This window comes from Telluria sp. PB2R4, assembly GCF_059685695.1.
The window spans coordinates 64,644-88,578 of the sequence record NZ_JCASIC010000006.1 but is presented as its reverse complement, the minus strand read 5'-3'; the positions used below and the strand labels follow the sequence as shown (position 1 = coordinate 88,578).

The 23,935-nt window shown below is 65.1% G+C and carries 27 protein-coding genes; 7 read left to right on the top strand and 20 right to left on the bottom strand.

What is annotated here, in order from left to right; genetic code table 11:
- Nucleotides 1-67 precede the first annotated feature (67 nt).
- Genes AC56LU_RS11995 through AC56LU_RS11985 form a run of 3 tightly spaced genes read right to left on the bottom strand, consistent with a single transcriptional unit; the run spans nt 68 to nt 2,672 of the window.
- Nucleotides 68-1,510: a hypothetical protein gene (locus AC56LU_RS11995; protein ID WP_497175830.1), complete on the bottom strand. Its 1,443-nt coding sequence runs from the start codon at nt 1,508-1,510 to the stop codon at nt 68-70.
- Entirely contained in the window at nt 1,507-2,268 is a 762-nt protein-coding gene (locus AC56LU_RS11990; RefSeq protein WP_497175829.1) for an ABC transporter ATP-binding protein, read from the bottom strand. The genes AC56LU_RS11995 and AC56LU_RS11990 overlap by 4 nt, the downstream gene beginning before the upstream one ends.
- Complete coding sequence (locus AC56LU_RS11985) at nt 2,265-2,672, bottom strand: GntR family transcriptional regulator (protein WP_497175828.1); 408 nt, start codon at nt 2,670-2,672, stop codon at nt 2,265-2,267. Before AC56LU_RS11985 ends, AC56LU_RS11990 begins: the two co-directional genes overlap by 4 nt.
- Before the next feature lie 200 nt (nt 2,673-2,872).
- Here AC56LU_RS11985 and AC56LU_RS11980 point away from each other — a divergent pair, with 200 nt between their 5' ends.
- Nucleotides 2,873-4,948 carry a PAS domain-containing sensor histidine kinase gene (locus AC56LU_RS11980; RefSeq protein ID WP_497175827.1) on the top strand — a complete coding sequence of 692 codons (2,076 nt, stop codon included), beginning with the start codon at nt 2,873-2,875 and terminating at the stop codon, nt 4,946-4,948.
- A gap of 53 nt (nt 4,949-5,001) precedes the next feature.
- On the opposite strand, the gene AC56LU_RS11975 is transcribed toward AC56LU_RS11980, so the two are convergent.
- From AC56LU_RS11975 to AC56LU_RS11960, 4 genes are all read right to left on the bottom strand, one after another.
- Nucleotides 5,002-5,586, bottom strand: coding sequence for a TerD family protein (locus AC56LU_RS11975; protein ID WP_497175826.1), 585 nt, complete (start codon nt 5,584-5,586; stop codon nt 5,002-5,004).
- Nucleotides 5,587-5,611: 25 nt separating this feature from the next.
- Nucleotides 5,612-6,307, bottom strand: a complete 696-nt coding sequence (locus tag AC56LU_RS11970; RefSeq protein WP_497175825.1) for a TIGR00266 family protein — start codon at nt 6,305-6,307, stop codon at nt 5,612-5,614.
- Nucleotides 6,308-6,361: 54 nt separating this feature from the next.
- The gene (locus tag AC56LU_RS11965; RefSeq protein ID WP_497175824.1) at nt 6,362-6,937 is read right to left on the bottom strand and encodes a TerD family protein; all 576 of its coding nucleotides are present in this window, start codon (nt 6,935-6,937) and stop codon (nt 6,362-6,364) included.
- A gap of 226 nt (nt 6,938-7,163) precedes the next feature.
- Nucleotides 7,164-8,210: a DUF475 domain-containing protein gene (locus AC56LU_RS11960; RefSeq protein ID WP_497175823.1), complete on the bottom strand. Its 1,047-nt coding sequence runs from the start codon at nt 8,208-8,210 to the stop codon at nt 7,164-7,166.
- A 148-nt stretch (nt 8,211-8,358) separates the two neighbouring features.
- Between AC56LU_RS11960 and AC56LU_RS11955 the strand changes: the two genes are divergently transcribed.
- From AC56LU_RS11955 to AC56LU_RS11935, 5 genes are all read left to right on the top strand, one after another.
- Nucleotides 8,359-9,267 (top strand): LysR family transcriptional regulator, encoded by a 909-nt coding sequence (locus AC56LU_RS11955; RefSeq protein ID WP_497175822.1) that lies wholly within the window; start codon nt 8,359-8,361, stop codon nt 9,265-9,267.
- A 47-nt stretch (nt 9,268-9,314) separates the two neighbouring features.
- Complete coding sequence (locus AC56LU_RS11950) at nt 9,315-10,655, top strand: hemolysin family protein (protein ID WP_497175821.1); 1,341 nt, start codon at nt 9,315-9,317, stop codon at nt 10,653-10,655.
- A gap of 105 nt (nt 10,656-10,760) precedes the next feature.
- Nucleotides 10,761-12,350 (top strand): hybrid sensor histidine kinase/response regulator, encoded by a 1,590-nt coding sequence (locus AC56LU_RS11945; RefSeq protein WP_497175820.1) that lies wholly within the window; start codon nt 10,761-10,763, stop codon nt 12,348-12,350.
- A 9-nt stretch (nt 12,351-12,359) separates the two neighbouring features.
- The gene (locus AC56LU_RS11940; RefSeq protein WP_497175819.1) at nt 12,360-12,779 is read left to right on the top strand and encodes an HIT family protein; all 420 of its coding nucleotides are present in this window, start codon (nt 12,360-12,362) and stop codon (nt 12,777-12,779) included.
- Nucleotides 12,780-12,843: 64 nt separating this feature from the next.
- Nucleotides 12,844-13,599 carry a TerC family protein gene (locus AC56LU_RS11935; RefSeq protein ID WP_497175818.1) on the top strand — a complete coding sequence of 252 codons (756 nt, stop codon included), beginning with the start codon at nt 12,844-12,846 and terminating at the stop codon, nt 13,597-13,599.
- 7 nt (nt 13,600-13,606) lie between these two features.
- On the opposite strand, the gene map is transcribed toward AC56LU_RS11935, so the two are convergent.
- The 8 genes from map to AC56LU_RS11895 form a co-directional block, all read right to left on the bottom strand.
- Complete coding sequence (map, locus tag AC56LU_RS11930; protein WP_497175817.1) at nt 13,607-14,377, bottom strand: type I methionyl aminopeptidase; 771 nt, start codon at nt 14,375-14,377, stop codon at nt 13,607-13,609.
- Nucleotides 14,374-14,616 carry a ParD-like family protein gene (locus tag AC56LU_RS11925; RefSeq protein WP_497175816.1) on the bottom strand — a complete coding sequence of 81 codons (243 nt, stop codon included), beginning with the start codon at nt 14,614-14,616 and terminating at the stop codon, nt 14,374-14,376. The genes map and AC56LU_RS11925 overlap by 4 nt, the downstream gene beginning before the upstream one ends.
- A gap of 113 nt (nt 14,617-14,729) precedes the next feature.
- Complete coding sequence (locus tag AC56LU_RS11920) at nt 14,730-15,797, bottom strand: AI-2E family transporter (protein ID WP_497175815.1); 1,068 nt, start codon at nt 15,795-15,797, stop codon at nt 14,730-14,732.
- Nucleotides 15,798-15,998: 201 nt separating this feature from the next.
- On the bottom strand, nt 15,999-16,589 hold the full coding sequence (locus AC56LU_RS11915; protein ID WP_497175814.1) for an SCO family protein: 591 nt from the start codon (nt 16,587-16,589) through the stop codon (nt 15,999-16,001).
- 2 nt (nt 16,590-16,591) lie between these two features.
- Nucleotides 16,592-17,485, bottom strand: coding sequence for a heme o synthase (gene cyoE, locus AC56LU_RS11910; protein ID WP_497175813.1), 894 nt, complete (start codon nt 17,483-17,485; stop codon nt 16,592-16,594).
- A 35-nt stretch (nt 17,486-17,520) separates the two neighbouring features.
- Nucleotides 17,521-18,633, bottom strand: coding sequence for a COX15/CtaA family protein (locus tag AC56LU_RS11905; RefSeq protein WP_497175812.1), 1,113 nt, complete (start codon nt 18,631-18,633; stop codon nt 17,521-17,523).
- An 11-nt stretch (nt 18,634-18,644) separates the two neighbouring features.
- A complete protein-coding gene (locus AC56LU_RS11900; protein WP_497176012.1) occupies nt 18,645-19,274 on the bottom strand; it encodes an SCO family protein in 630 nt (209 codons plus the stop codon).
- The gene (locus tag AC56LU_RS11895; RefSeq protein ID WP_497175811.1) at nt 19,231-20,019 is read right to left on the bottom strand and encodes an SURF1 family protein; all 789 of its coding nucleotides are present in this window, start codon (nt 20,017-20,019) and stop codon (nt 19,231-19,233) included. Before AC56LU_RS11895 ends, AC56LU_RS11900 begins: the two co-directional genes overlap by 44 nt.
- A 33-nt stretch (nt 20,020-20,052) precedes the next feature.
- Between AC56LU_RS11895 and AC56LU_RS11890 the strand changes: the two genes are divergently transcribed.
- The gene (locus tag AC56LU_RS11890) at nt 20,053-20,253 is read left to right on the top strand and encodes a twin transmembrane helix small protein (protein WP_497175810.1); all 201 of its coding nucleotides are present in this window, start codon (nt 20,053-20,055) and stop codon (nt 20,251-20,253) included.
- Nucleotides 20,254-20,401: 148 nt separating this feature from the next.
- Here AC56LU_RS11890 and AC56LU_RS11885 read toward each other — a convergent pair whose 3' ends face one another.
- From AC56LU_RS11885 to ctaD, 5 genes are all read right to left on the bottom strand, one after another.
- Entirely contained in the window at nt 20,402-21,262 is an 861-nt protein-coding gene (locus tag AC56LU_RS11885; RefSeq protein WP_497175809.1) for a cytochrome c oxidase subunit 3, read from the bottom strand.
- A gap of 133 nt (nt 21,263-21,395) precedes the next feature.
- The gene (locus tag AC56LU_RS11880; protein WP_497175808.1) at nt 21,396-21,611 is read right to left on the bottom strand and encodes a DUF2970 domain-containing protein; all 216 of its coding nucleotides are present in this window, start codon (nt 21,609-21,611) and stop codon (nt 21,396-21,398) included.
- Nucleotides 21,612-22,202 carry a cytochrome c oxidase assembly protein gene (locus AC56LU_RS11875; RefSeq protein ID WP_497175807.1) on the bottom strand — a complete coding sequence of 197 codons (591 nt, stop codon included), beginning with the start codon at nt 22,200-22,202 and terminating at the stop codon, nt 21,612-21,614. It lies immediately after the preceding gene.
- A 1-nt stretch (nt 22,203) separates the two neighbouring features.
- Nucleotides 22,204-22,314 (bottom strand): cytochrome oxidase small assembly protein, encoded by a 111-nt coding sequence (locus tag AC56LU_RS11870; RefSeq protein ID WP_497175806.1) that lies wholly within the window; start codon nt 22,312-22,314, stop codon nt 22,204-22,206.
- Between the two features lie 2 nt (nt 22,315-22,316).
- Nucleotides 22,317-23,912 (bottom strand): cytochrome c oxidase subunit I, encoded by a 1,596-nt coding sequence (gene ctaD / locus AC56LU_RS11865; protein WP_497175805.1) that lies wholly within the window; start codon nt 23,910-23,912, stop codon nt 22,317-22,319.
- Nucleotides 23,913-23,935 lie beyond the last annotated feature (23 nt).

Genomic DNA, 23,935 nt, shown 5'->3' with positions numbered 1-23,935 from the left:
ATACCCTTATTTGGAGGCGTCGGTCTCATTCACAATGCCCGCTCTTTGTAGACCAACTGAGGGCTTTTCAATCCATGCGCCCTGCCGGGAAGGCGCAGGGCGCCAGCGCCATCATGCGCAGCCGGCGCATGGCGACGACCACGGTAAAGGCTATGCACACCAGCGCCGCCACCGGCAGCACCGGCAGGTAGCTGAAGGCGTTCACCACGCCGCCGGCGATCAGGCTTTCCACGGTCGAGATCAGGAGCAGCGTCGCCGCAGCGGCAGCGGCGCTTTGCGTGCGGCTGGCATGGTCGCGCAGCGGTACCGCGACCACCGGCAACACCATGCAGCACAGGCTGGCCGTACGCAGCAGCGCTGCGCCGTCCGCCCCGCCGAGCGCCGCCAGCAGCACGGCGCCGCCGGCGCCGAGCCCCCAGGCCGCCAGCGCGTGCAGCAACAGCGACCTTCCCAGGTGGGCGTTGAATGCCGCCGCGCCGGCCGGCGCCGCCGGCGCCAGGCGCACCAGGGCCTGCTCGGCAGCCAGGTTGCTCGGCAGCTGGCCGAGCCGCACGCAGTAGAGCAGCGGCACGGCCAGCAGCAGGCAGGCGAACAGCCAGCCGATTCCCGCCGCAATCTCCGGATCGAGGCGCCAGGTCGTGAAGATGCCCAGTACGATCACGACCGCCGCAATCAGGGCAATGCCCACCGCGACCTCGCCCAGGTGATGGTTGGGGCCGAGCGCATGCAGCATCAGGCCCCTCGCCTTGCGCCGGGCGCTGTCGCGGCGCAGCGAAGCGGCGTACCAGCCCCTGCTGTAGACCGCGGCCATACGGTCGGCCAGCGGCTCGGACTTGCCTGCGGCGGCGTCCGACCAGCGGGCGCGCCGGGCCAGCATGTCCCAGTGGCGCTCTCCCCCTTGCGGGAACATGGCGCGCACCGCCACGACAATGACGCCGGCGTACAGCGGCAGCGACAGCAGGACCACCAGGGGATGGGACAGCATCGCCACCAGGCCTGCCGGCACCCTTTCCAACAATATCCAGGCGAAGCTCGCCGCGACGATGATCGCGCTGCCTGCCCGATGGCCAGCGGTGGCAAGCCCGGTTCCCGCGACCAGGGCCACGACCCAGAACAGCCAGCCGCCCAGCACGCTCGTGTCGGCATACGGCGCGCTGGCAATGCCGGCGACACCCAGGATGCACATCAGGCAGGACAGTTCCACCAGGCGCCCCCGCATCTGCGGCACCAGCGCCGCATTGGCCGGCGTGGCGAGTTTCACCGCCCCGGGCATAAAGCGCCAGGCCCAGTCCAGCAGGAGCCAGGCGGAGGCTGCGCACCAGAACCAGGCCAGGGCCGCGCGCGGGCCGTCGTTATACGCCTCAGACGTGCCCATCACCAGCACCAGGAAAACCCCGCCCCAGCGGAAGATGCCGGACAGGCGTGGGCGGGCATGCGTCGTGGCGGCGCGCCACAGCATCCGGTAGTCGCGCAGGCGCGCATGCATCGCCGCATTCACCGGGCTGCTCATGCGCTCACCTCGCGCGTTACTTCGATAAACAGGTCTTCCAGGCTGACCGGCTCGGCACGCCGCCCTCCGGTCGTGCTGCGCGCGCCTTCGAGCAGCTCGTCCAGCGGTCCCTGCAGCGCGATGCGGCCGTCCTTGAGGAAGGCGACGTCCAGCGCCACCCGCTCCAGGTCGGTCAGGATGTGGGTCGAGAACAGCACCGTGGTGCCGCGTTCGATGACGCCGTCGACCAGCTCGGAGAGAAAAGCGCGGCGGCCGGCCGGATCCAGTGCAGACACCGGCTCGTCCAGCACCAGCAATTCCGGATCGTGCGCCAGCGCGCGGATGATCGACAGGCGCTGCTGCTCGCCGCCGGACATGCGGCCGATGGGCTTGCCCAGCTCCAGCGGGCCGAAGCCCCAGCGCTCGAGCAGCGCGTCGACCTTCACCGTGTTCCAGCGCGGGTACATGGCCTTGAAGTAGTCGAACATCTGCCTTGGGGTCATCCACTCGAACAGGCCGTGCTTCTGCGGCACGTAACCGATGCGGGCGCGGGTCGCGTCGGACAGCGCGGCCATGTCCTCGCCGAACAGGCGCACGCTGCCGCCATCGAGTTCGCGCAGGCCGAGCAGGCATTCCATCAGGGTCGACTTGCCGGCGCCGTTGCGGCCCAGCAGGCCGATGACCTGGCCCTGCCCGACTTCCCAGTCGAGGCCACTTAACACGATGTTGGCGCCAAAGTACTTGGCGACGCCGTGCAGCTGGATGATGGGTGCGGTCACGATGGTTCCTTCAGGATGTGGGTGAAAAGGGAAAGGACGGTATCCGGGTCGAGTTCGAGTTCGCGCGCCTCGCGTGCGGCGCGCTCCAGGGTCGGGCGCAGCAGCGCGCTGCGCTCGGCCTGGCTGCTGGATCCGACCCGTGCACGCGGACGCTCGGCCACCAGCATTCCGAGCCCGCGCCGGCGCGCCAGCACGCCCTCGGTCTCGAGCAGGCCGTAGGCCTTCGATACGGTCATCGGATTGACGGCGAGGCTGGAGGCCACCTCGCGCACGGAAGGGAGTTCGTCGCCCGGCGCCATCTGGCCGCCGGCGACCAGGCGCCGCACCTGCTCGACGAGCTGGCGGTAGATCGGCTCGGTCGAGCCGGGCGTGATCGAAAACAGCTGGGCGGTATGGGTCGACATCGTGTCTATGAGTATGTGTATTTGTGTATTAGTTAATTAATACAGTAGATGCAATCTGCTTGCCTGTCAAGCTGCCGACACAAACGATGCACATTGGCCTTGTACTGAAAACAAAGAAATGCACGACAGAAACGAATATGTGACATCATTCGCAGTCAATCGGCCCGGGCGGCCCCTTCTCCAGACAACGCAGACCTTCCATGCCGCACAGTTCAGACCCGGTCGGGGCTTCCGACACGGACCTTCAAGCCAATCTCGAAGTACGGTTCCAGGAACTGTTCGAACAAGGTCCCGGCAGCATCCAGATCCTGGATCCTGCCGGCTACACGGTACGCGTCAACCATGCCTGGGAAATGCTGTGGCATATCCACGAAGGCAGCGAGGCCAAGCGGTACGTGCTGAGCAGGGACTACAACGTCCTGCGTGATCCGCAGGTCGTCGCGGCCGGCGTCACGACCTATCTCGAGCGTGCCCTGGGTGGCGAATCGGTCGCGATCCCGGCGATCCATTACGACACTGCCGCCCTTGGCCTGCCCGGCAGGACGCGCTGGGTTACCGCACGTGCCCACCCCATCAAGGACAAGCGGGGCAAGGTCGTCGAAGTCATGCTGATGCACGAAGACATCACCGACCGGGTCGAGGCCGAGACCGCCCTCCGCGCGCGCGAAGAGCGCTTCCGTACCTTGGCGATGGCCACTTCGCAGATCGTCTGGACCAATACCTCCGATGGCCGGGTCCAGGAAGATTCGCCTTCGTGGCGCGCATTCACGGGACAGACCTACGAGGAATGGAAGGAATTCGGCTGGCTCGACGCGGTGCATCCGGACGACCGCGAACCGACCCGGCGGATATGGCTGCAGTGCGTCGCGCACCGTTCGGTCTTCGAAACCGAATACCGCCTGCGCCGCGCCGACGGCGTGTACCGCTGGACCGCCGTCAAGGGTATTCCGATCCTCGACCGCAAAGGCGAAGTACGCGAGTGGGTCGGCGCCAACCGCGATATCCACGACAGCATCACCGCGCAGGAAGGCCTGGCCATGCGGCTGGACCGCGAGCAGCGCCAATCCGCGCTGCTGGCCAAGGTCGCCAGCGCCTCCCGTACGCTGCACACGGTCCTGTCGGCGCCCGACATCGCCGACGTCCTGGTGCAGGAAGTGCGCGCCATCCTCGACGTGCACCAGGCGGTCGTCTCCCTCACCGAAGGCGACAACTGGGCACAGGCCATCAACGCGGTGTCCCTGTCGGATAAATACGCCGGGTATGGCGACTTCAATGCCCGGACCGACGGCAGCGGCATCTACGCCGAGGTGTGCCGCACCAACGCGCCGATACGCCTCACCCAGGCGGAACTCGAAGCCCATCCGGCCTGGAAGGGTTTCGGCCGGCACGCCGCCAGCCATCCGGCCATGCGTGGCTGGCTGGCGGTGCCGCTCATCAACCGGAAGGGCCGCAACATCGGGCTGATCCAGGTGTCGGACAAGCACGAGGGCGAGTTTACCGAACAGGACGAAGCCATCCTGGTGCAGCTGGCCTCGATCGCGGCAAACGGCTTCGAGAACGCCCGCCTATACGGTTCGCTGCGCGAACAGGACCGGCGCAAGGACGAATTCCTGGCCATGCTCGCCCACGAGCTGCGTAATCCGCTCGCGCCGATCGCCTCCGCGGCGGAACTGCTCAAGATCTCCACCAGCCCGGAGCGCATCCGCGCGTCGAGCGAGGTGATCGCCCGCCAGGTGCGGCATATGACCTCGCTGGTGGATGACCTGCTGGACGTATCGCGGGTCACCCGCGGGCTGATCAAGCTCGACAGGGCCCCGGTCGCGATCGCGCCCGTTCTGGCCAATGCGGTGGAGCAGTCACGGCCGCTGGTCGCCGCGCGCGGCCATCATTTGAGCGTCGAAGTGGCGCCCGATCTCGCCGCTTCCCGGGTCCTCGGTGACAAGACGCGCCTGGTGCAGGTCATCGCCAACCTGCTCAACAACGCCGCCAAGTACACCCCGGGCGGCGGCGCCATCGGCCTGCAGGCCGCGCGCGACGGTAGCCGCGTGAAGCTGAGCGTGAGCGACAACGGCATCGGCATCGACACCGCCCTGCTTCCACACGTCTTCGACCTGTTCACCCAGGCCGAGCGCACGCCGGACCGTTCCCAGGGCGGCCTGGGCATCGGGCTGGCGCTGGTCAAGACCATGGTCGCGCTGCACGGCGGCGAGGTGCAGGCGCACAGCGAGGGGCTGGGCAAGGGCTGTACATTCACGGTCTGGCTGCCGCTGGCCTGAGCCGCAATAAAAAAAGCCGGGCAAGCCCGGCTCTTCGTACCATCAATCGACGATCACAGGTGCGGCGTGATCAGCGGCATCAGGTCATCAAACGTGCGGCCGGAGCCGTTTTCGCCGATCGCGTGCATCTTCCATTCACCGTTGTGGCGGTACAGCTTGGCCATGATCTGGGCCGTGTGCGAGCCCTGCACCGACAGGTTGAAGCGCGCCACTTCCTGGTTGTTGCCCGCGTTGATCAGGCGGCAGTAGGCATTTTCCACGGTCGAGAAATTCTGGCCGGTGAAGCTGTTCACGGTGAACACCAGCGACTTGACGTTGGCGGGCACGCGCGACAGCTCGACCGAGATCTGCTCGTCGTCGCCGTCGCCGGCGCCGGTGCGGTTGTCACCGGTGTGGGTGATGCTGCCGTCCTTGCTCTTGAGCTGACGGAACCAGACGGTGTCGACCGGACGGTTCGATTCGTCGAACATCACGACCGATGCGTCCAGGTCGACCGCCTGGCCCTGGCCGCCGCCGAAGCCGAAGAAACCCTTCGACTTGGCCACGTCCCAGCCCAGGCCCATCGTCACGCGGCTCAATGCGCCGCCCGCTTCCTTGTCCAGAGAGATCTTCTGGCCCTTGCTCAGATTGACTGACATGTGTTTCTCCCTAATTGGTTAACGTTCAGCGCGCCGGCTGCTGCATCCAGGCTTTGAATGCATTCCGGTTGCGCGAACATACATAAACTTTCCCTTTGCCCGAGAAGCGCAATACCATGCCCTCGCCGCTGGTCTGGCTGTTGATCAGGTTGCCCAGGAAGCCGCCGCTCTGGCCGGTCGTGATCGAGATCTCGTAGCGCAGCCCGCTGTCCCAGCACACCACGTGCGCGTTGTCGATGATCGCATCCTTGCCCGGTTCCACATCGAGCACCGACATCGAGCCGAAGCCCGACACCACCACCTGGCCGCTGCCGGTGGTCTCGGTGACGAAGAAACCGCCGCTCTGCGCAAACAGGGCGTTGCCGATGTTCTGGGTCCGCACCTTCAGGTCCACGCCGGAGGTGGCGGCGACAAAAGCGCCGTCGCTGATGATGTACTGGTTCGGGCCGCAGTCGACGGTCTGCATCGCACCGGGCAGGGTCGGCGACAGCAGGCAGTCGCCATCGCCGCGGGTCGCTTCGATGTGCTGCTGGAAGAACGACTCGCCGTTGGCGAAGGTGCGCATCAGCGCGCTGCCCAGGCCGCCCTTCATCTTGCCCTTCAGGTCGAGCGTCGATTCCATCATCACCATCGCATCCGATTCGCAATAGATGGTTTCTCCGCGCCGCATCGAAACATGCAGGAAGGGATCGACATCCCCGGTCACGGTAAATACTGGCATTTGGCTTCCTTTTTTCAGATACGGCCCGCGTGCGCGGGCCGCATGCGGGGAGGGTTAGACGTTGACGCCGTAGTTCTTGGCGAGGGGCCCGAGGCCGCCCGCGAAGCCCTGGCCGATGGCGCGGAACTTCCAGTCGGCGCCGTTACGATACACCTCGCCGAAGATCATCGCCGCTTCGGTGGAGCTGTCTTCCGACAGGTCGTAGCGCGCGATCTCGGTGTTGTTGGCGGCGTTGAGGCAGCGGATGAAGGCCTTGCCGACCATGCCGAAATTCTGGCGGCGCGCTTCCGCGTCGTGGATGGTTACGCCCAGCACGACCTTGTCGACGTCGGCCGGCACCTTGGACAGGTCGATGTTCACGGTTTCGTCATCGCCCTCGCCCGCGCCGGTGGTGTTGTCGCCCGAGTGGACCACCGAGCCGTCGGCCGACTTCAGGTTGTTATAGAAGATGAAGTCGGCATCCGAACGCACCTTGCCCGACGAATTCAGCAGGAATACGGCGCCGTCGAGGTCGAACGCTGCGCCGTCGGTGGCGCGGGTGTCCCAACCGAGACCGACCTTCAGATTGGTCAGGCCTGGAGCTTCTTTCGACAGGTTGACGTTGCCGCCTTTTTGCAGACTGATTGCCATGATTGTGACTCTCCTAAAAAATACTGCTTGAACACCGGGGTAGTAGCACAGCGAGCTGGTGTTCTGCCGCTCGCCGTGCGGTTCGTTACATGCACCGGTTTCGGTGCCGCATTTGCCGTTGCAGGGTGGGCGGGTTTCCCGCCCACGCGCTCAACCAGCGCGTGCCTTACTGCTCATCGCTTAACTATCACCGCGTGGGCGGCAGAGCCGCCCACCCTACAATTACTTAAGCTGCCGCTGCGCCGTGCAGCTTCTTGTGCCTCAACGAGCTCCACAACGAGGCCAGGATGAAGGCCACGCCGATGCCGCCGGTGATCAGCTCGGGCACGTGCATGTGCATGCTGAGCAACATGATCACGGCCAGGATACCGATCGCATAGTGCGCGCCGTGCTCCAGGTAGACGTATTCGTCGAGCGTGCCCTGGCGTACCAGGTAGACCGTCATCGAACGCACGAACATCGCGCCGATCGCCAGGCCCAGCATGATGATCACGACGTCGGTGGTGATCGCGAAGGCCCCGATCACGCCGTCGAAGCTGAACGATGCGTCGAGCACTTCGAGGTACAGGAAGCCGCCGATACCGCCCTTCTTGACCATGTCGCCGACGTTGCTGTTCTCGTCCGACTCGCTCTTCTCGAGCAGGCTGGAGATCATGTCGACACCGATGTAGACCAGGATGCCCCACAGGCCGGCCACCAGCACGACCATGCGCTGGGCGTCCGGCACGTAGCTGGTCGCGAACATCAGGGCGCCCAGGGACACCAGCACCGCGATCGAGGACACCTTGCCGAGCGAACCGAGCTTCTTCTCGACGTTGCCGAGCCAGTGGGTTTCCTTCTCGTCATCGAGCAGGAAGTTCAGGAACACCAGCAGCAGGAACATGCCGCCGAAGGCTGCCACTTCCGCGTGGTGGTTGGTCAGGTGCAAGGAGAATGCCTTCGGATCGCTCAGCGCCAGGTTCCACACCTCCATCATGCCGAGGTCGGCCGCCACGGCGACGATCACCAGCGGGAACACCAGTCGCATGCCGAACACGGCAATGATCATGCCCAGGCCCAGGAACAGCTTGAGCCAGAATTCGTTCCAGCCTTTCAGCACCGAGGCGTTCACCACCGCGTTGTCGAAAGACAGTGAAACTTCCATGACCGACAGAATGGCGCAGACGCCAAGCGCCGTGACCATGCCGGCGATGCCGCCATGATCGTAACCCCACCAGCCTGCCAGCGCCATGCAGACGGCGGTCACGATGAATGACCAGGTAAAGTGCTTCATGTTGTTGTTTCCCCTTGTTGTCGAGTTAAGTTGTCAAATAGTGTGCGCTGAGTTACCAGCTTGTTCAATCAACACATGCACTATACGGGCTGGTGCGATATTGAAAAAGCGAAGATAATCGAAGAGTTACTTCGATAAAACAGAAGAAATGAACCATAGCCCCCCGAATTTCCGTCACCTGTATTACTTTTGGGTCGTCGCCAAGGAAGGCAGCATCACGCGCGCCGCCGACCGCCTTGGGCTGGCGATCCAGACCGTCAGCACCCAGCTGGCACAGCTGGAGCTGTCCATGGGCAAGTCCCTGTTCACCCAGCAGGGCCGGCGCCTGACTTTAACCGAGGCCGGGCGCCTTGCCTTATCCTACGCCGACCAGATCTTCCTTTTGGGAGAGCAAATGCAGGAAGCGCTGGCCGAGGCCGACAGCGCCCGCACCCGCCTGACCGTCGGCATTTCCGATTCCCTGCCCAAGCTGACCGCCTACCGCCTGCTCGAGATCGCGACCCGGCTGCCGCGCCCGGTGCGCCTGGTGTGCTACGAAGGCGAATTCGACGAGCTGCTGGCCGACCTCGCGCTGCACAAGCTCGACGTCGTGCTGACCGACCGCGCGGTGCGCTCTGGCACGACGCTGCGCGTGTTCAGCCACCTGCTGAGCGACAGCGAAACCATCGTGGCCGGCGCCCCGGAACTGTACAAGGACTGGGGCGGCGACTTCCCGCGCTCGCTCAACGGCGCGCCCTTCCTGCTACCGACCCGCAATAATGCCTTGCGCGGCAAGATCGACGAATGGTTCGAACTGAGTGGCGTGCGCCCGGATGTTGTCGGCGAATTCGAGGACAACGCCCTGCTCACCACCTTTGCCCGGCGCGGCCTGGGCCTGTTCTTCGCGCCGGCGGCCCTGGCCCACGACATCGAGGAACAGTTCAACGCGCTGCTGGTCGGGCGCGTGCCGCAGGTGCGCGAGCACTTCTATGCCGTCTCGAACGAACGCAAGATCAAGCATCCGGCCGTGGAAGCCATCCTGTCGGCGGTCCACAAGGGCATCCTGGCCGGCACATGACGGTACAATGGCGTCGGCTATTGCCTTTTTTTAACTAAATCTCTTCAATGGAAAACCTTTTATTCGTCGCTCTCGCCCTGTTCCTGGTGGCGCTGAACGGCTTCTACGTGGCGGCTGAATTCAGCATCGTCACGTTGCGCAAGACCCGCGTCCACGCCATCGCCAAGACCAGCGGCCTGCGCGGACGCATCCTGGGAAAGGTCCACGACAAGCTCGACGCCTATCTCTCCGCCTGCCAGCTCGGCATCACCCTGGCCTCGCTCGGCCTGGGCTGGGTCGGCGAACCGGCCTTCGCCAGCCTGCTCGAACCGGTGTTCGCCATGCTGGGCGTCACCTCCCCCGAACTGATCCACGGCGTCTCCTTCGTGGTGGCCTTCTCGGTCATCTCCTTCCTGCACATCGTGGTCGGCGAGCTGGCGCCCAAGTCGCTCGCGATCCGCCTGCCGGAAGCCGTGGCGCTGTGGTGCGCCATTCCGCTGTACGCCTTCTACTGGGCAATGTACCCGGCAATCGCCCTGCTCAACGCCAGCGCCAACATGGTGCTGCGCATCGCCGGCCTGGCCGGCGCCGGCGGCCACGACACCCATTATTCGGTCGACGAGCTGAAGCTGATCCTGCGCACCAGCAAGCCGGGCGAGAAATTCAACAGCGACGAACGCAACATCCTGGCGCAGTCGCTCGACTTCAGCCAGCTCGCCGTCTCCGACCTGATGCGGCCGATCAACGAGGTCAGCGCGCTGTACGCCGGCCGCACGCTCGCGGAGAACATGGAGACGGTGCGCCGCAACCGCTTCTCGCGCTACCCCTGGTTCGACGAGGAAGGCGAGGAAGTGCTCGGCGTGATCCACCTGAAGGACCTGTTCTTCGCCCAGCAGGCCGGCCGCGCCATCACCGACCTGACCCAGTACCTGCGTCCGGTGGAAACCATCTCGGCGCGCACCAAGGCCCAGGATATCTTCCGGCGCTTCCGCAGCGGCGCGCCGCACTTCGCCCTGATCGGCGAAAAGGGCAAGCGCCCGGTCGGCTTCATCACGCTCGACAACCTGCTGGGGGCGATGGTGGGCGAGATCCGCGATGAGTTCCGGATGAACGAGAACGACTGGATGTCCCAGCCCGACGGCACGTATATCGGCAAGGCCAGCCTGCCGATCTTCTCGCTCGAGCGCCTGCTCGGGATCGACATCGACAACGAGGCGATGGGCCTGGACGACGTCGAGTCGGTCGGCGGCCTGCTGATGGCCAAGCTCGGCGACATCCCCAAGCAGGGGCAGCGCATCGGCTTCCCGCAGTTCGATGTGGTGGTCAAGAAGATGAACGGGCCGCGCATCCTGCTGGTCAAGGTGTATCCGAAAGGCGAACGCGCCGACGGCCACGACGAGCGTGACTGAAACCTTTCCATCGCCTGAATACACAAAGTTGTTGCGCGTACAACACTCCTGACGCATACTCGGGGACGAGGGAATTCCGTCCAGTGGCAACCAGGAGGAGCAACGATGGCTGTGCAAGTCCACAACAACGAGCCCTTCGCGACTGCGCTGTACGACGACGCCCCCTGCGGCCTGCTGCTGGCCGACGCCGACGGCCTGCTGCTGCATGCCAACGCCACCGCCTGCGGCTGGCTCGGCTTCTCGCCGGCCGAACTGGCCGGCATCGTGCGCATCCAGGACCTGATGACCGTGGGCGCACGCCTGTTCCACCACACCCACTGCGTGCCCCTGCTGCAGGTGCGCGGCTCGGTGGCCGAGCTGCAGATCGACCTGCGCCACCGCGATGGCACGCGCCTGCCGATGCTGGTCAACATCGTGCGCCGGCACGTGGGTGATCAAATGAGCGGCGCTGTGCGCGACCAGCTGGCCCTGTTCATGGCCACCGAACGCGAGTCCTACGAGCGCGAGCTGCGCGAGGCGCGCCGCGCCGCCGAAGAAGCCCTCGACGCGCGCCGCGACGCGGAACAGCAGCTGCAGGCCGTGAACGCCGCGCTGTCGGCGGCCGACCGCCGCAAGGACGAATTCCTGGCCACGCTGTCGCACGAACTGCGCAACCCGCTGGCGCCGATGCGCAGCGCGCTCGAGGTAATGCGCCATGCCCCGGCCGCCGAGGGCCCGGGCGCGCGCCTGCTGTCGGTATTCGACCGCCAGCTGCACCACCTCACCCACCTGGTCGACGACCTGATGGAAGTCTCGCGCATCACCCAGGACAAGATGGAACTGCGGCGCGAAACGGTGGACCTGGCCCAGCTCGCGCGCGCCGCCGTGTGCGACACTGCCGGCCTGATGGAGCATGCCCGCCACCGCCTCGAGCTCGATCTGCCGCCGCACCCGGTCACGGTCGATGCCGACCCCACCCGCATCAACCAGGTGGTGGTCAACCTGCTGACCAATGCCGCCAAGTACACGCCGGACGGCGGACGCATTGCGCTGAGTCTGGCGTGCGAGGATGGAACGGCAGTGCTGTCGGTGCGCGACAACGGCATCGGCCTGCCGCAGGACGCGCTGGCGACGGTGTTCGACATGTTCTCGCAGCTGGCGCCGGCGCTGGAGCGTTCGCGCGGCGGACTGGGGATCGGACTGTCGCTGGTGCGCGGCATCGTCGAACTGCATGGCGGGACCATTGCCGCCGACAGCGCCGGCGAAGGCCTGGGCAGCTGCTTCACGGTGCGCCTGCCGCTGGCCCCCAGCGCCGCGCTGCCGGAAGCGGCAGTGCCGGTGGCGCCGGCGCCGGCCCGCATCCTGGTGGTGGACGACAACGCCGATGCCGCCGAGATGCTCCTGATGGCGCTCGAACTGTTCGGCTGCGAGGTGCGCGCGGCGCACAGTGCCGGCGCGGCGCTGGCAATGGCGCAGGAGTTCGCGCCGGAGGTCGCCCTGCTCGACATCGGCCTGCCCGACCTGAACGGCTACGAGCTGGCGCGGCGCCTGCGTGCGCTCGACGTGGGCCGCGACATGCGCCTGATCGCCGCCACCGGCTGGGGCCAGGAAAAGGACCGCCAGCGCGCCTTCGACGCCGGCTTCGACCATCACCTCACCAAGCCGATCGACTTCGAGCGGCTGCGCAGCGTGCTCGCACCAGGCGGCTCATCCTGAGAGAGTTCCATGGAATACGATCCCCAGAACCCGTTCGCCAGAATACTGCGCGGCGAACTGCCCTGCGTGAAGGTCTACGAAGACGATGCCACGCTCGCCATCATGGACATCATGCCGCAGGCCGCCGGGCATGTGCTGGTGTTGCCGAAGGAGGCGGCCGTCGAATTGTTCGGCCTGTCCGATGCATCCGCCGCGGCCTGCATCCGCACCACGAAGAAGGTGGCCGCCGCAGTCAAGGCGGCGATGGGGGCGCCGGGCATCATGGTCGCCCAGTTCAACGGCAGCGCGGCGGGCCAGACCGTCCCGCACGTGCATTTCCATATCGTTCCGCGCGAACAGGCGGCGGCGCTCAAGCCGCATGCCGCGGTGCCGGCGGATGGCGAGCAGCTGCGCGAGATCGCCGCGCGCATCATCGCGGCCCTGGGTTAGCCAGACGTGCCGGGCCCGGCGCCATGTGCTGATACCATGGCGTTTTCCACAAGGGAGTGCGACCATGGAACTGCTGGCCGACCCGAACGTCTGGATCGCCTTCCTCATGTTGAGCGCCCTCGAGATCGTGCTCGGGGTCGACAACATCATCTTCATTTCGATCCTGGTCGGCCGCCTGCCGCCGGAGATGCGCGACAAGGCAAGGCGCCTGGGCCTGGGCTTCGCCATGGTGTCGCGCCTGCTGCTGCTGTTCTCGCTGAGCTGGGTGATGGGCCTGACGGCGGACCTGTTCAACGTGTTCGGCCAGGGCATCAGCGGACGCGACCTGGTGCTGCTGTTCGGCGGTTTGTTCCTGCTCTACAAGGCCTCGCACGAGATCTTCGTCGAAGTCGAAGCCAAGGACGCGGCCGGGCCGCAGGAAGTCGTGGGCAGCGCCGCCGCGGCAGCGGCGACGAACAAGCTGTTCTGGGGCATCATCGGCCAGATCGCGGTGATCGACATCGTGTTTTCGCTCGACTCGGTCATCACGGCGGTCGGCATGGTGGACGAGATCAGCGTGATGGTGGCGGCCGTGATCTTTTCGGTGCTGGTGATGCTGGTCGCGGCCAAGCCGATTGGCGACTTCGTCGACCGTCACCCCTCGGTCAAGGTGCTGGCACTGGCCTTCCTGGTCATGGTCGGCATGGCGCTCACGGCCGAAGCCTTCGATGCCGACATCCCCAAGGGCTATATTTACGCCGCCATGGCCTTCTCGCTGGCGGTGGAAGCGCTGAATATCCGTGCGCGCGCCAGGCGCCAGGCCCTGCTGCCGAGGATTTAGCACGCCGCTACTGATTCGGCATTGCCTCTCCAGGGCGCAGGGTCAGCACCTGCACGCCGTTCCGCGTCACGGCGACCGTGTGCTCGAACTGCGCCGACAGCAGCCCATCGACGGTGACGACGGTCCAGCCGTCATCCTCGGTGCGCACCGCATGGCGCCCCTCGTTGAGCATCGGCTCGATGGTGAAGGTCATGCCTTCGCGCAGCACCATGCCGGTCCGTGGCCGGCCCCAGTGCAGCACCTGGGGCGGTTCGTGCATTTCGCGCCCGATGCCGTGGCCGCAGTAATCCCGGACCACCGTGTAGCCATGCTTGCGCGCATGGCGCTCGATCGCGTGGCCGACGTCACCCAGGCGCGCACCGGGACGCACGGCGCGGATGCCCTTCCACATCGCCTCGTAGGTGGCCTGCACCAGCCGCCTGGCCGAAGGCGACACCTCGCCGACCAGGTAGGTCTTGCTGGAATCCGCGATGTAGCCGTTCTTCTCGAGCGTGATGTCGAGGTTGACGATGTCGCCGCCCCGCAGGATCTCGGTGGGTGATGGCACCCCGTGGCAGACCACCTGGTTGCGCGAGGAATTCAGCGCGTAGGCGTAGCCGTACTGGCCCTTGCTGGCCGGCCGCGCCCCGAGCGACGCCACGATGTAGCGGTCGACCAGGTCGTTGACCGCCATGGTAGACATGCCGGCCAGGTCCAGGCTGTCGAGGTGGGTGAAGACGCTCGCCAGCAGCCGCCCCGACTCGGCCATCAGGGCGATTTCTTCTGGCCGCTTGATCACGCCGCTGACGCCTTCACGGCTGCCGGCGGTCCCCCTGCCGCCCTCACCGCCTCGGGCGCAACGCCGGCGGCCTTGAGTTCGCGCCCGACGACCTCGTTGAAGCTCAGCGTCGGGTTCATTTCACACAGCATGCCGATCTTGATCCAGAACGCGGCTTGCGCGTTGATCGAACGGCACGAGACGCTGCTCGCCTTGCGGATCTGGTCATGCACTTCGTCGTCGATGTTAACGATGCCCATTTTTCTCTCAATATATGAATCGTATATGGATTATATATAGATTTCGAACGGGCGCAAACGATTCTGATCAACAAGACCAGGCAAGCCTGTCGGGAAGATGTGAGCGCTCCGCCTCAGGCGTCCACGTCCTGGCGGATGACCCGGTCCGGCGTCCCGGTCCAGTCGGTCATCAAGGAATAGCCGACCGCCAGCAGGGTCGGCCCGATGAACATGCCGATGAAACCGAAGGCGATCAAGCCGCCCAGCACGCCCAGCAGGGTGAGCAGGAAAGGCAGGCTGCTGCCGCGGCTGATCAGCATCGGGCGCACGATGTTGTCGACGCCGCTGATCAGGACCGCGCCCCAGATCGCCATGAAGATCGCCCAGCCGGTTTCGTGCTGCAGGAACAGCCAGAAGGCGGCGCCGCCCCAGATGAGGGGCGGGCCCACCGGGATAAGGGACGCGATGAAGATCATCACCGACAGCAGCGGCACCGCCGGCACGCCGGCGATGGTGAAGCCGATCGCCGCCACCAGCGCCTGCGCCAGCGCGGTGCCGAGCAGGCCGTACATGACGCCGCGCACGGTCTGGCTCACGGTTTGCGAGACCGATTCGGCGCCCTCGCCCATCACGCGGCGCATGGTCACGGCGACGACCTCGAGCAGGGCCTTGCCGTCGCGGTAGAAGAAGAAGCTCACGAACGCGGCCAGGCTGAGCTGGACGACGCCGGTGCCGAGCATCAGGCCGCCCGCGAGCAGGTAGCGCCGCGCCGGCTCCAGCATGCGCTGGGCCAGCGCGATCATCTGCTCGCGGCTGGCGACCAGCTGGCGCAGGTAGTTGTCGATCGTCTCCCCCACCAGCGGGAGCTCGCGCACCCAGGGCGGCGGTATCAGCTCGCGGTGTTCGATGGCGGTGCGCAGTTCGGTGAAGCCCCTGGCGACGTCGTCGACCAGGTTGTAGGCGACCATCGCCAGCGGGATGATGACCAGCAGCGTGAGCGACAGGGTCATGGTCAGCGCCGCCAGCGTGCGGTGGCCGCGCATGGCGACCTGCAGGCGCAGGTACAGCGGCCAGGAGGAAATCACGACGCAGGCCGCGAACAGGATCGCGGCCAGGAAGGGCTTGAGGACGTAGAGACAGCCCAGCGTCAGCAGGACGACAATGGCGATGCGTGTGTAGTTCCTGCCCTGGCGTTGTTCCATGCCGTCCCTATTATGTGGTGTTTACACCATCATAACAGCAGACCGATATGGCTGACGTAGGGTGAGCGGCTTCGCCGCCCACGCGGTGATTGTTATCGGCTCCGTGATCGCGCCGGATGATCTTGCTGTCAACTATCACCGCGTGGGCGTTCGTGTTTCAGGCCACTGGCCTGAAACACCCCGCCCACCCTACGGCGCTGCTTACAGCAGCTGGCGCAGGTCGGACGCGATCGCCCCCGGTTCGCTATCGTGTTTCAACAACAGGCGCACCCTGCCCTCGCGGTCGAACACATAGCTGCCGGCCATGTGGTCCACGGTGTAGTTCTTCGGATCGTCGCCGGACGGGGTCTTGGAATAGAACAGCTTGAATTCCTTGGCCGTGCGCGCGGTGGCTTCCTTGTCGCCGTACAGGCCGATAAAGCTCGGATGGAAGGCCGGCACGTAGGCGGCCAGCAGCTCCTGGGTGTCGCGCTCCGGGTCGAGCGTGACGAACAGCACCTGCACGTCCTTGGCGGCCGGACCGAGTTCCTTCAGCACGGTGGCCATCTTGGCCATCGTGGTGGGGCACACGTCCGGGCACTGGGTATACCCGAAGAACAGCACCACCAGCTTGCCCTTGAAGTCCTGCAGGGTGCGCGGCTTGCCGGTGTGGTCGGTCAGCGAGAAACCCTTGGCGTAATCGAGGCCGGTGATGTCGGTATGGACGAAGGCCGGGGTTTTGGAAGACAGCTTGTCGCAGCCGGCGCCCAGCACCGCCACGGACAGCATCAGTGCGGTCAGCAGTTTTTTCATGGTCAAAACTTGAAGTAATGGTCGACCAGCAGCGCGGCGAACAGCAGCGACAGGTAGACGATCGACCAGGTGAAGGCGTTGCGCGCGGCCAGGTCGCTGTAGTTCTTGTGCACCCGCCACGAGTGGCGCAGGAAGACCGCATTGAGCACGACTGCGGCGGCCAGGTAGATCAGGCCGCTCATGCCGACGGCGAAGGGCAGCAAGGTGGTGGCCGCCAGCGCGATGGTATACAGCCACACCTGCAGGCCGGTGTACTGCATGCCGTGCGTGATCGGCAGCATCGGCAGGCCGGAACGGGCGTAGTCCTCGCGCCGGTACATGGCCAGCACCCAGAAGTGCGGCGGGGTCCAGACGAAGATGATGAGCACCAGCAGCCAGGCTTCCATCGGCACGGCGTCGGCCACCGCGGCCCAGCCCAGGGCCGGCGGCATGGCGCCCGACAGGCCGCCGATGACGATGTTCTGCGGCGTGGCCGGCTTGAGCAGCATGGTGTAGATGAAGGCGTAACCGACGAAGGTCACGAAGGTCAGCCACATGGTGAGCGGATTGACGAGAAAATACAGGATGCCCATGCCGAGGCCGCCGATGATCGCCGAGAAGATGATCGTCTGGGTACTGCTGAGCTCGCCCATCGCAGTGGCGCGGCGGGCCGTGCGCGCCATGCGCGCGTCGATCTCGGCCTCGACCAGGCAGTTCACGGCGAAGGCGGCGCCCGCCAGCAGCCAGATGCCGGCGGTGCCGGCGACCAGCACTTGCCAGCCCGGGAAACCATCGGTGGCGAGGAACATGCCGATGACCGCGCAGAACACGGCCAGCTGCGTGACCCGGGGTTTGGTCAGGGCCCAGTACTGGGCAACGCGGCTCGGGGGTTTATGGAGGGCTGTCTGGGTTGTCATCAATGGGCTGCGTGCAGGCGCGCTTGATTCGCTGCTCATCCTGCGCGGTTCACTTCAAGTTGGTGCTTCACCCGGTAGTTTAACATGGTCACCAGCAGTACCAGCAGGGCTGCCCCTGCGTTATGCATTACCGCAATGGCGAGCGGGAAGTCGAGGTAGACGGTGGCGACCCCGGTCAGCAGTTGCACGACGAGTAGCAATGCCAGCCAGCGCGCGTGCTTCGCCAGGTAGGCATGGCGCCATGCGCGCCACGCCAGCAGGCCGACGACGCCGACGACGACAATGGCGAAGTTGCGGTGCACCCAGTGGATGGCCACCAGCGCCGGGAACGGCAGGTAGTGGCCGGCCGCCGTCTTGCCCAGTTCGCGCCACAGGTGGAAGCCATGCTCGAAGTCCATCTCGGGCACCACCCGGCCGTCGCACAGCGGGAATTCGTCGCAGGCAAGCGTGGCGTAGTTAGTGCTCACCCACCCGCCCAGTGCGATCTGCACCGTGATGACGACTGCCGCGACCAGCGCCAGCGTGCGGATGCCGCGCAGTGCGGCATCGCCGCCGGCCGGGGCCGGTTTATGCATCAGGTAATCTTCGCGCCCGCCGAGCCAGGCCAGCAGGGCCAGCAGGCCCATGCCCAGCAGCAGGTGGATCGTCACGATCGCGGGCTGCAGCTTGAGGGTGACGGTCCAGGCGCCGAAGGCGCCCTGGATGCACACGAAAATGAACAGCGCCAGCGGGATGCCCGGCTTGAATGCCTGCATTTTCGTTTTGCGCCATTGCACGGTCGCGGTGATGAGCAGGGCCATGATGATCACGCCGATGCCCATCGCCAGGTAGCGGTGGATCATCTCGATCCAGGCCTTGGCCACGGTGACCGGTCCGGTCGGCATCGCCGCCTCGGCAGCCGCTATCTGCTCGTGCGCCAGGAACGGGTTGGCCATGCCGTAGCAGCCCGGCCAGTCCGGGCAGCCGAGACCCGAATCGGTCAGGCGCGTGAACGCGCCGAACACGATCAGGTCGAAGGTCAGGAACACGGCCACCCAGACCAGCTTGCGGAACTTGTTCGGATCCGACGACATCCACACCATCGACAGCGGCAGGATCGCCACCAGCACGCCCATCAGGGCCAGTTGCAACAGGGTAGAAGCTTGCATGATGTTGCGCCCTAGCCGACCGCGGAAGCCTTGAGCAGCTTGGCGATGTCCTTGTACACCTTGCGCGGATCCGGGTCAGCCGGGAAGCGCATCATCAGGTTGCCGAGCGGGTCGATCAGGTAGATGTGGTCGGCCGGCTGCGTGCCCTTGTCGGCCGGCAGCCACTGCGTGACGGTGTCCTGCGGTGCGCGCAGCAGGTGCATGCCGTCGTACTGGCGGATCGTCATGGTGTCGAGCGGCTGGCTGTCCGTCACGAGCCAGACCCGTTCGACGCGGTCCATGTTCTTGCCCTGCATCAGGCGCCACTGCCGCATCGCAAACAGCTGCTTCTGGCAGGCGTCGAGGCATTCGCCGCCGCCGACCTTCAGCATGATCCACTTGCCCGCGTATTGCTTCAGCGTTTCCGGACGGCCGTCGAGCGTGGTGCTGGCCATGGCCGGGATCGGGCGCTCGCGCGGATCGATCAGGGTGCCGTAGTTGGTGCGGCCGGTGGGCTTGATGACGTAATAGGTCAGGTAGGACAGGATGATGGGCGCCGCGCAGACCAGCAGCACGGCAAACAGTTTCCAACGGCCCGAGCGCCTGGCTTTGACCGGATCAGTTGCTTGCGTCACTTGTTGCTGTTTCACGTTTTCCTGCATCACGTTGTTTCGATCCACTTCGGAATCCCGTTATCACAAAGAATAAGATGGCCATGGCCGCCAGCGCATACCACTGGAAGGCATAGCCGCGATGCTTGTCGATGCCGCTCGAGGGCGAGGGCCAGACGCGCAGCAGTGCGCCGTCGATATCGCCTGGCTCGTCCGGCCCGGTCTGCTGTATGAAAAAGCTCTGCAGCGACAGTCCGGCCGCGCTCGCTACCGGCGCCGGGTCGATGTTCTGGAGGAAGGCGCCAGGGGCCAGCGGCGTTTGCTCGCCCAGTTCCATCGCATGCCCGGCGGAAGCCACGACCGTGCCCTCGATGGTCACGATACCGGTCGGCGTGTTGAAGGCCGGCAGCTTGCCGTATTCCGCTTCGCGCGGCAACCACCCGCGCAACACCAGCACCGACATTGTCGAGTCCGCGATTGTAAACGGCATCACGAGGTAGTAGCCAGGCCGTCCGGCCATCGGGCGGTTGGCCAGGAACAAGGGCCAGTCGGCGACGAACTCGCCGGTGACGCGCACGCGGCGGTATTCGAGTGTCTTGGCGAGGGGCGCAGTCGCGCCGGCGATGGCGACCCGCAGCGGCACCGGCGCCTGGCTGGCGCGGGCGGTCAGCTTTTCCTGCACGGCTGTTTTCTCTGCGGCCCTGCCCGCTTGCCAGTTACCCAGTGCAATACCCAGCACGGCAAGAAGGAATGTGGCGATGAAGGGAATACGGCGAAAATGGAAGGGGAAGCGCATTACAATGATGCCTCAACTTTTCCCGGGCCGACCATGAAACTGTTCGTTGCGATTGCCTTCATCCTAATCCTTGCCAGCCTCGCGTCGGCTCTTTTCTTCCTGATGCGCGACAAAGGCCAGAGCAACCGGACGGTGCATGCGCTGGCCATGCGGGTCGGCCTGTCGATCACCCTGTTCCTGTGCCTGCTCGGCGCCTACAAGATGGGGTGGATTGCGCCGACCGGTATTCGCTGACGCACCACCATAACGTAGGGTGGGCGGCTCCGCCGCCCGCGCGTTCAACCTGCGTATGAAAAGCCACGGAGCGGGCCAGGATACGTGATTTGAACGCGCGGGCGGGAAACCCGCCCACCCTACGAAGCGGCCAGGCCGCCTGTTGATCTTACAGCCAGTACACCACCACGTACAGCCCCAGCCACACGACGTCGACGAAGTGCCAGTACCAGGCCGCACCTTCGAAGCCGAAGTGATTGTCCGCCGTGAAGTGGCCCTTGAGCACACGGTACAGGATCACCGACAGCATGATCGCGCCCATGGTCACGTGGAAGCCGTGGAAGCCGGTCAGCATGAAGAAGGTCGAGCCGTAGATGCCCGAGGTCAGCTTCAGGTTGAGGTCGGCATAGGCGTGCATGTATTCATAGACCTGGAAGCCCATGAAGATCGCGCCCAGCAAAATGGTGGCGAACAGCCAGAACGCGGTCTTCGAGCGGTGGCCGGCGCGCAGCGCATGGTGCGAGATCGTCAGCGTCACGCCCGACAGCAGCAGCAGCGCGGTGTTGATGGTCGGGATCGGGAACGGACCCATGGTCTGGAACCCGTCGACCACGCCGGCCGGGCCGGTGCCGCCCCAGGTCGGCGTGAAGTCCGGCCACAGGATCTTGTGGTCGAGGTCGGCCAGCCAGGGCATGGAGATGACGCGGGCGTAGAACAGCGCGCCGAAGAAGGCGCCGAAGAACATGACTTCCGAGAAGATGAACCAGCTCATCGACCAGCGGAAGGAGGAATCGATGCGCTTGCCGTACATGCCCGACTCGGATTCCTGGATGGCGTCGCCGAACCAGAAATACAGCACCACCAGGGTGGCGGCGATACCGGCCAGGCACACTGCAGGGCCCCAGGGGGCGCTGTTGACCCAGCCGGAGGCGCCGATCATGGTCACCAGCAGTGAAATGCCGGCGAACATCGGCCAGCGGGACGGGCCTGGCACGAAATAATACGGCGCGGCGGTGTGTGGCGAACTCATTTTGATCTCCTCAACTCTTCGAATTATCGGTAACTCTGAATCGCGAAACTTGGGCCCCGGCCTTCGCCGAGACGACGTCATTGTATGCTGCCATGTTGCTCAGGCGCCGACTTCGGCCCCGCGCCACATCACCCTACTGCGAAACTGCGAAGCGCACCGCCAGCACCAGCAGCCCGATGAAGATCGCCGCCCCGATCAGTCCCGCGATGATCACGTGGACCGGGTTCAGGTTGGCGGCGTCCTGTTCGTAGTCGCGGCGTTTGCGCACGCCGAAGAAGGACCAGAACACTGCCTTCATCGTGGCAAGGAAACCTCCCTTGCGCTTGTGTACTTGCGGTTCATTCTCCATTTACTTCACCGCCGCGGTGCCGGCCGAGGCCGTCTGCACCGCGCCGCCGATCTCGAAGAAGGTGTACGACAGCGTGATGTTCTTCACCTCGCGCGGCAACGCCGGATCGATGAAGAAGACCACCGGCATCTGGCGCGCCTCGTTCGCGGCAAGCGTCTGCTCCTGGAAGCAGAAGCATTCCACTTTCTTGAAGTGCGGCGTGACCAGCTGCGGCGCATAGCTCGGGATCGCCTGCGCCTTGACCGCCCTGCCCTGCGTGTTGACCACCTCGTAGGTCACGGTGGCCAGCTCGCCGGGATGCACTTCGATCGTGCGCTGGGTCGGGCGGAATCTCCATGGACCCTGCGCATTGCCATCCAGTTCGACGACGATCTTGCGCGTCTTGTCGATCTGGGAATTCACGGGCGCCGCGACGAACTCGCCCGGCTGGGTCAGCACGTTAATGCCGAGCACTTCGCAGATCTGGCGGTACACCGGCACCAGCGCATAGCCAAAACCGAACATCATGACCGCCACCACCACCAGTTTTCCCAGGGTGGAGCGGTTCAGGCGCCGGGTTCGGCTACTGAGTCGGCTGCTCAAGGGCGTCATCTCAGCCCAGCAGCGTGAACTTGGCGAATACGCTGGCGAAGAACAACAGCGCGATTCCGCCCAGCACCAGCGCGGTCTTCAGGTTGCTCTTCTTTTGCGCTTGGGTAGCCATGATTACTTCACCAGCGGCGGGGTTTCGAAGGTGTGGAACGGCGCCGGGCTCGGCACGGTCCACTCCAGGCCTTCCGCGCCTTCCCATGGCTTGGCTTCCGCCTTCTTGCCGCCACGGATGGTCGGCAGTACCACCGCGAACAGGAAGTAGACCTGCGACAGGCCGAAGCCGAAGGCGCCGATCGACACGATCATGTTGAAGTCGGTGAACTGGGTGGCGTAGTCCGCATAGCGGCGCGGCATGCCGGCCAGGCCCAGGAAGTGCATCGGGAAGAAGGTCACGTTGAAGGTGATGAGCGAGAGCCAGAAGTGGATCTTGCCGCGGCCTTCCGGATACATGTGGCCGGTCCACTTCGGCGCCCAGTAATAGTAGCCGGCGAACAGCGCGAACAGCGAGCCCGCCACCAGCACGTAATGGAAGTGCGCCACCACGTAGTAGGTGTCGTGGACGATGATGTCGATCGGGGTCACCGCCAGGATCAGGCCGGTGAAGCCGCCCATCGTGAACACGAAGATGAAGCCGACCGCGAACAGCATCGGGGTCTCGAAGGTCATCGAGCCCTTCCACATGGTGGCGACCCAGTTGAACACCTTCACGCCGGTCGGCACGGAGATGAGCATGGTGGCGTACATGAAGAACAGCTGCGAAGTCACCGGCATGCCGGTGGTGAACATGTGGTGGGCCCAGACGATGAAGGACAGGATCGCGATCGAGGCGGTCGCGTAGACCATCGAGGCGTAGCCGAACAGCGGCTTGCGGGCAAAGGCCGGGATGATCTGCGACACGATGCCGAAGGCCGGCAAGATCATGATGTAGACCTCGGGGTGACCGAAGAACCAGAAGATGTGCTGGTACATCACCGGGTCGCCGCCGCCGGCCGCGTTGAAGAACGAGGTGCCGAAGTGGCGGTCGGTCAGGGTCATGGTGATGGCGCCCGCCAGCACCGGCATCACGGCGATCAGCAGGAAGGCGGTGATCAGCCAGGTCCAGCAGAACATCGGCATCTTCATCAGGGTCATGCCGGGAGCGCGCATGTTCAGGATGGTGACGATGATGTTAATCGAGCCCATGATCGACGACGCGCCCATGATGTGCATGGCGAAAATCGCCATGTCCATGCCCGGGCCCATCTGGGTCGACAGCGGTGCGTACAGCGTCCAACCCGCTGCGGTGGCGCCGCCCGGCGAGAAGAACGAGCCCGCGAGCAGGATCGCGGCCGGCGGCAGCAGCCAGAACGAGAAGTTGTTCATGCGCGCGAAGGCCATGTCGGAGGCGCCCACCTGCAGCGGGATCATCCAGTTGGCGAAGCCCACGAAGGCCGGCATGATCGCGCCGAACACCATCACCAGGCCGTGCATGGTGGTCAGCTGGTTGAAGAACTCGGGTCGGAAGAACTGCAGGCCCGGCTGGTACAGCTCGGTGCGGATCATCAGCGCCAGCACGCCGCCCGAGAGCAGCATGATGAACGAGAACCACAGGTACAGGGTGCCGATGTCCTTGTGGTTGGTAGCGAACAGCCAGCGGCGGTAGCCGCTCGGATGGTCGTGCGCGTGATCGTGGTCGTGGTCGTGCGCGTGATCGATGGTGCTGGTAGTCATGTCGATATCCCTGAAGCTAAATA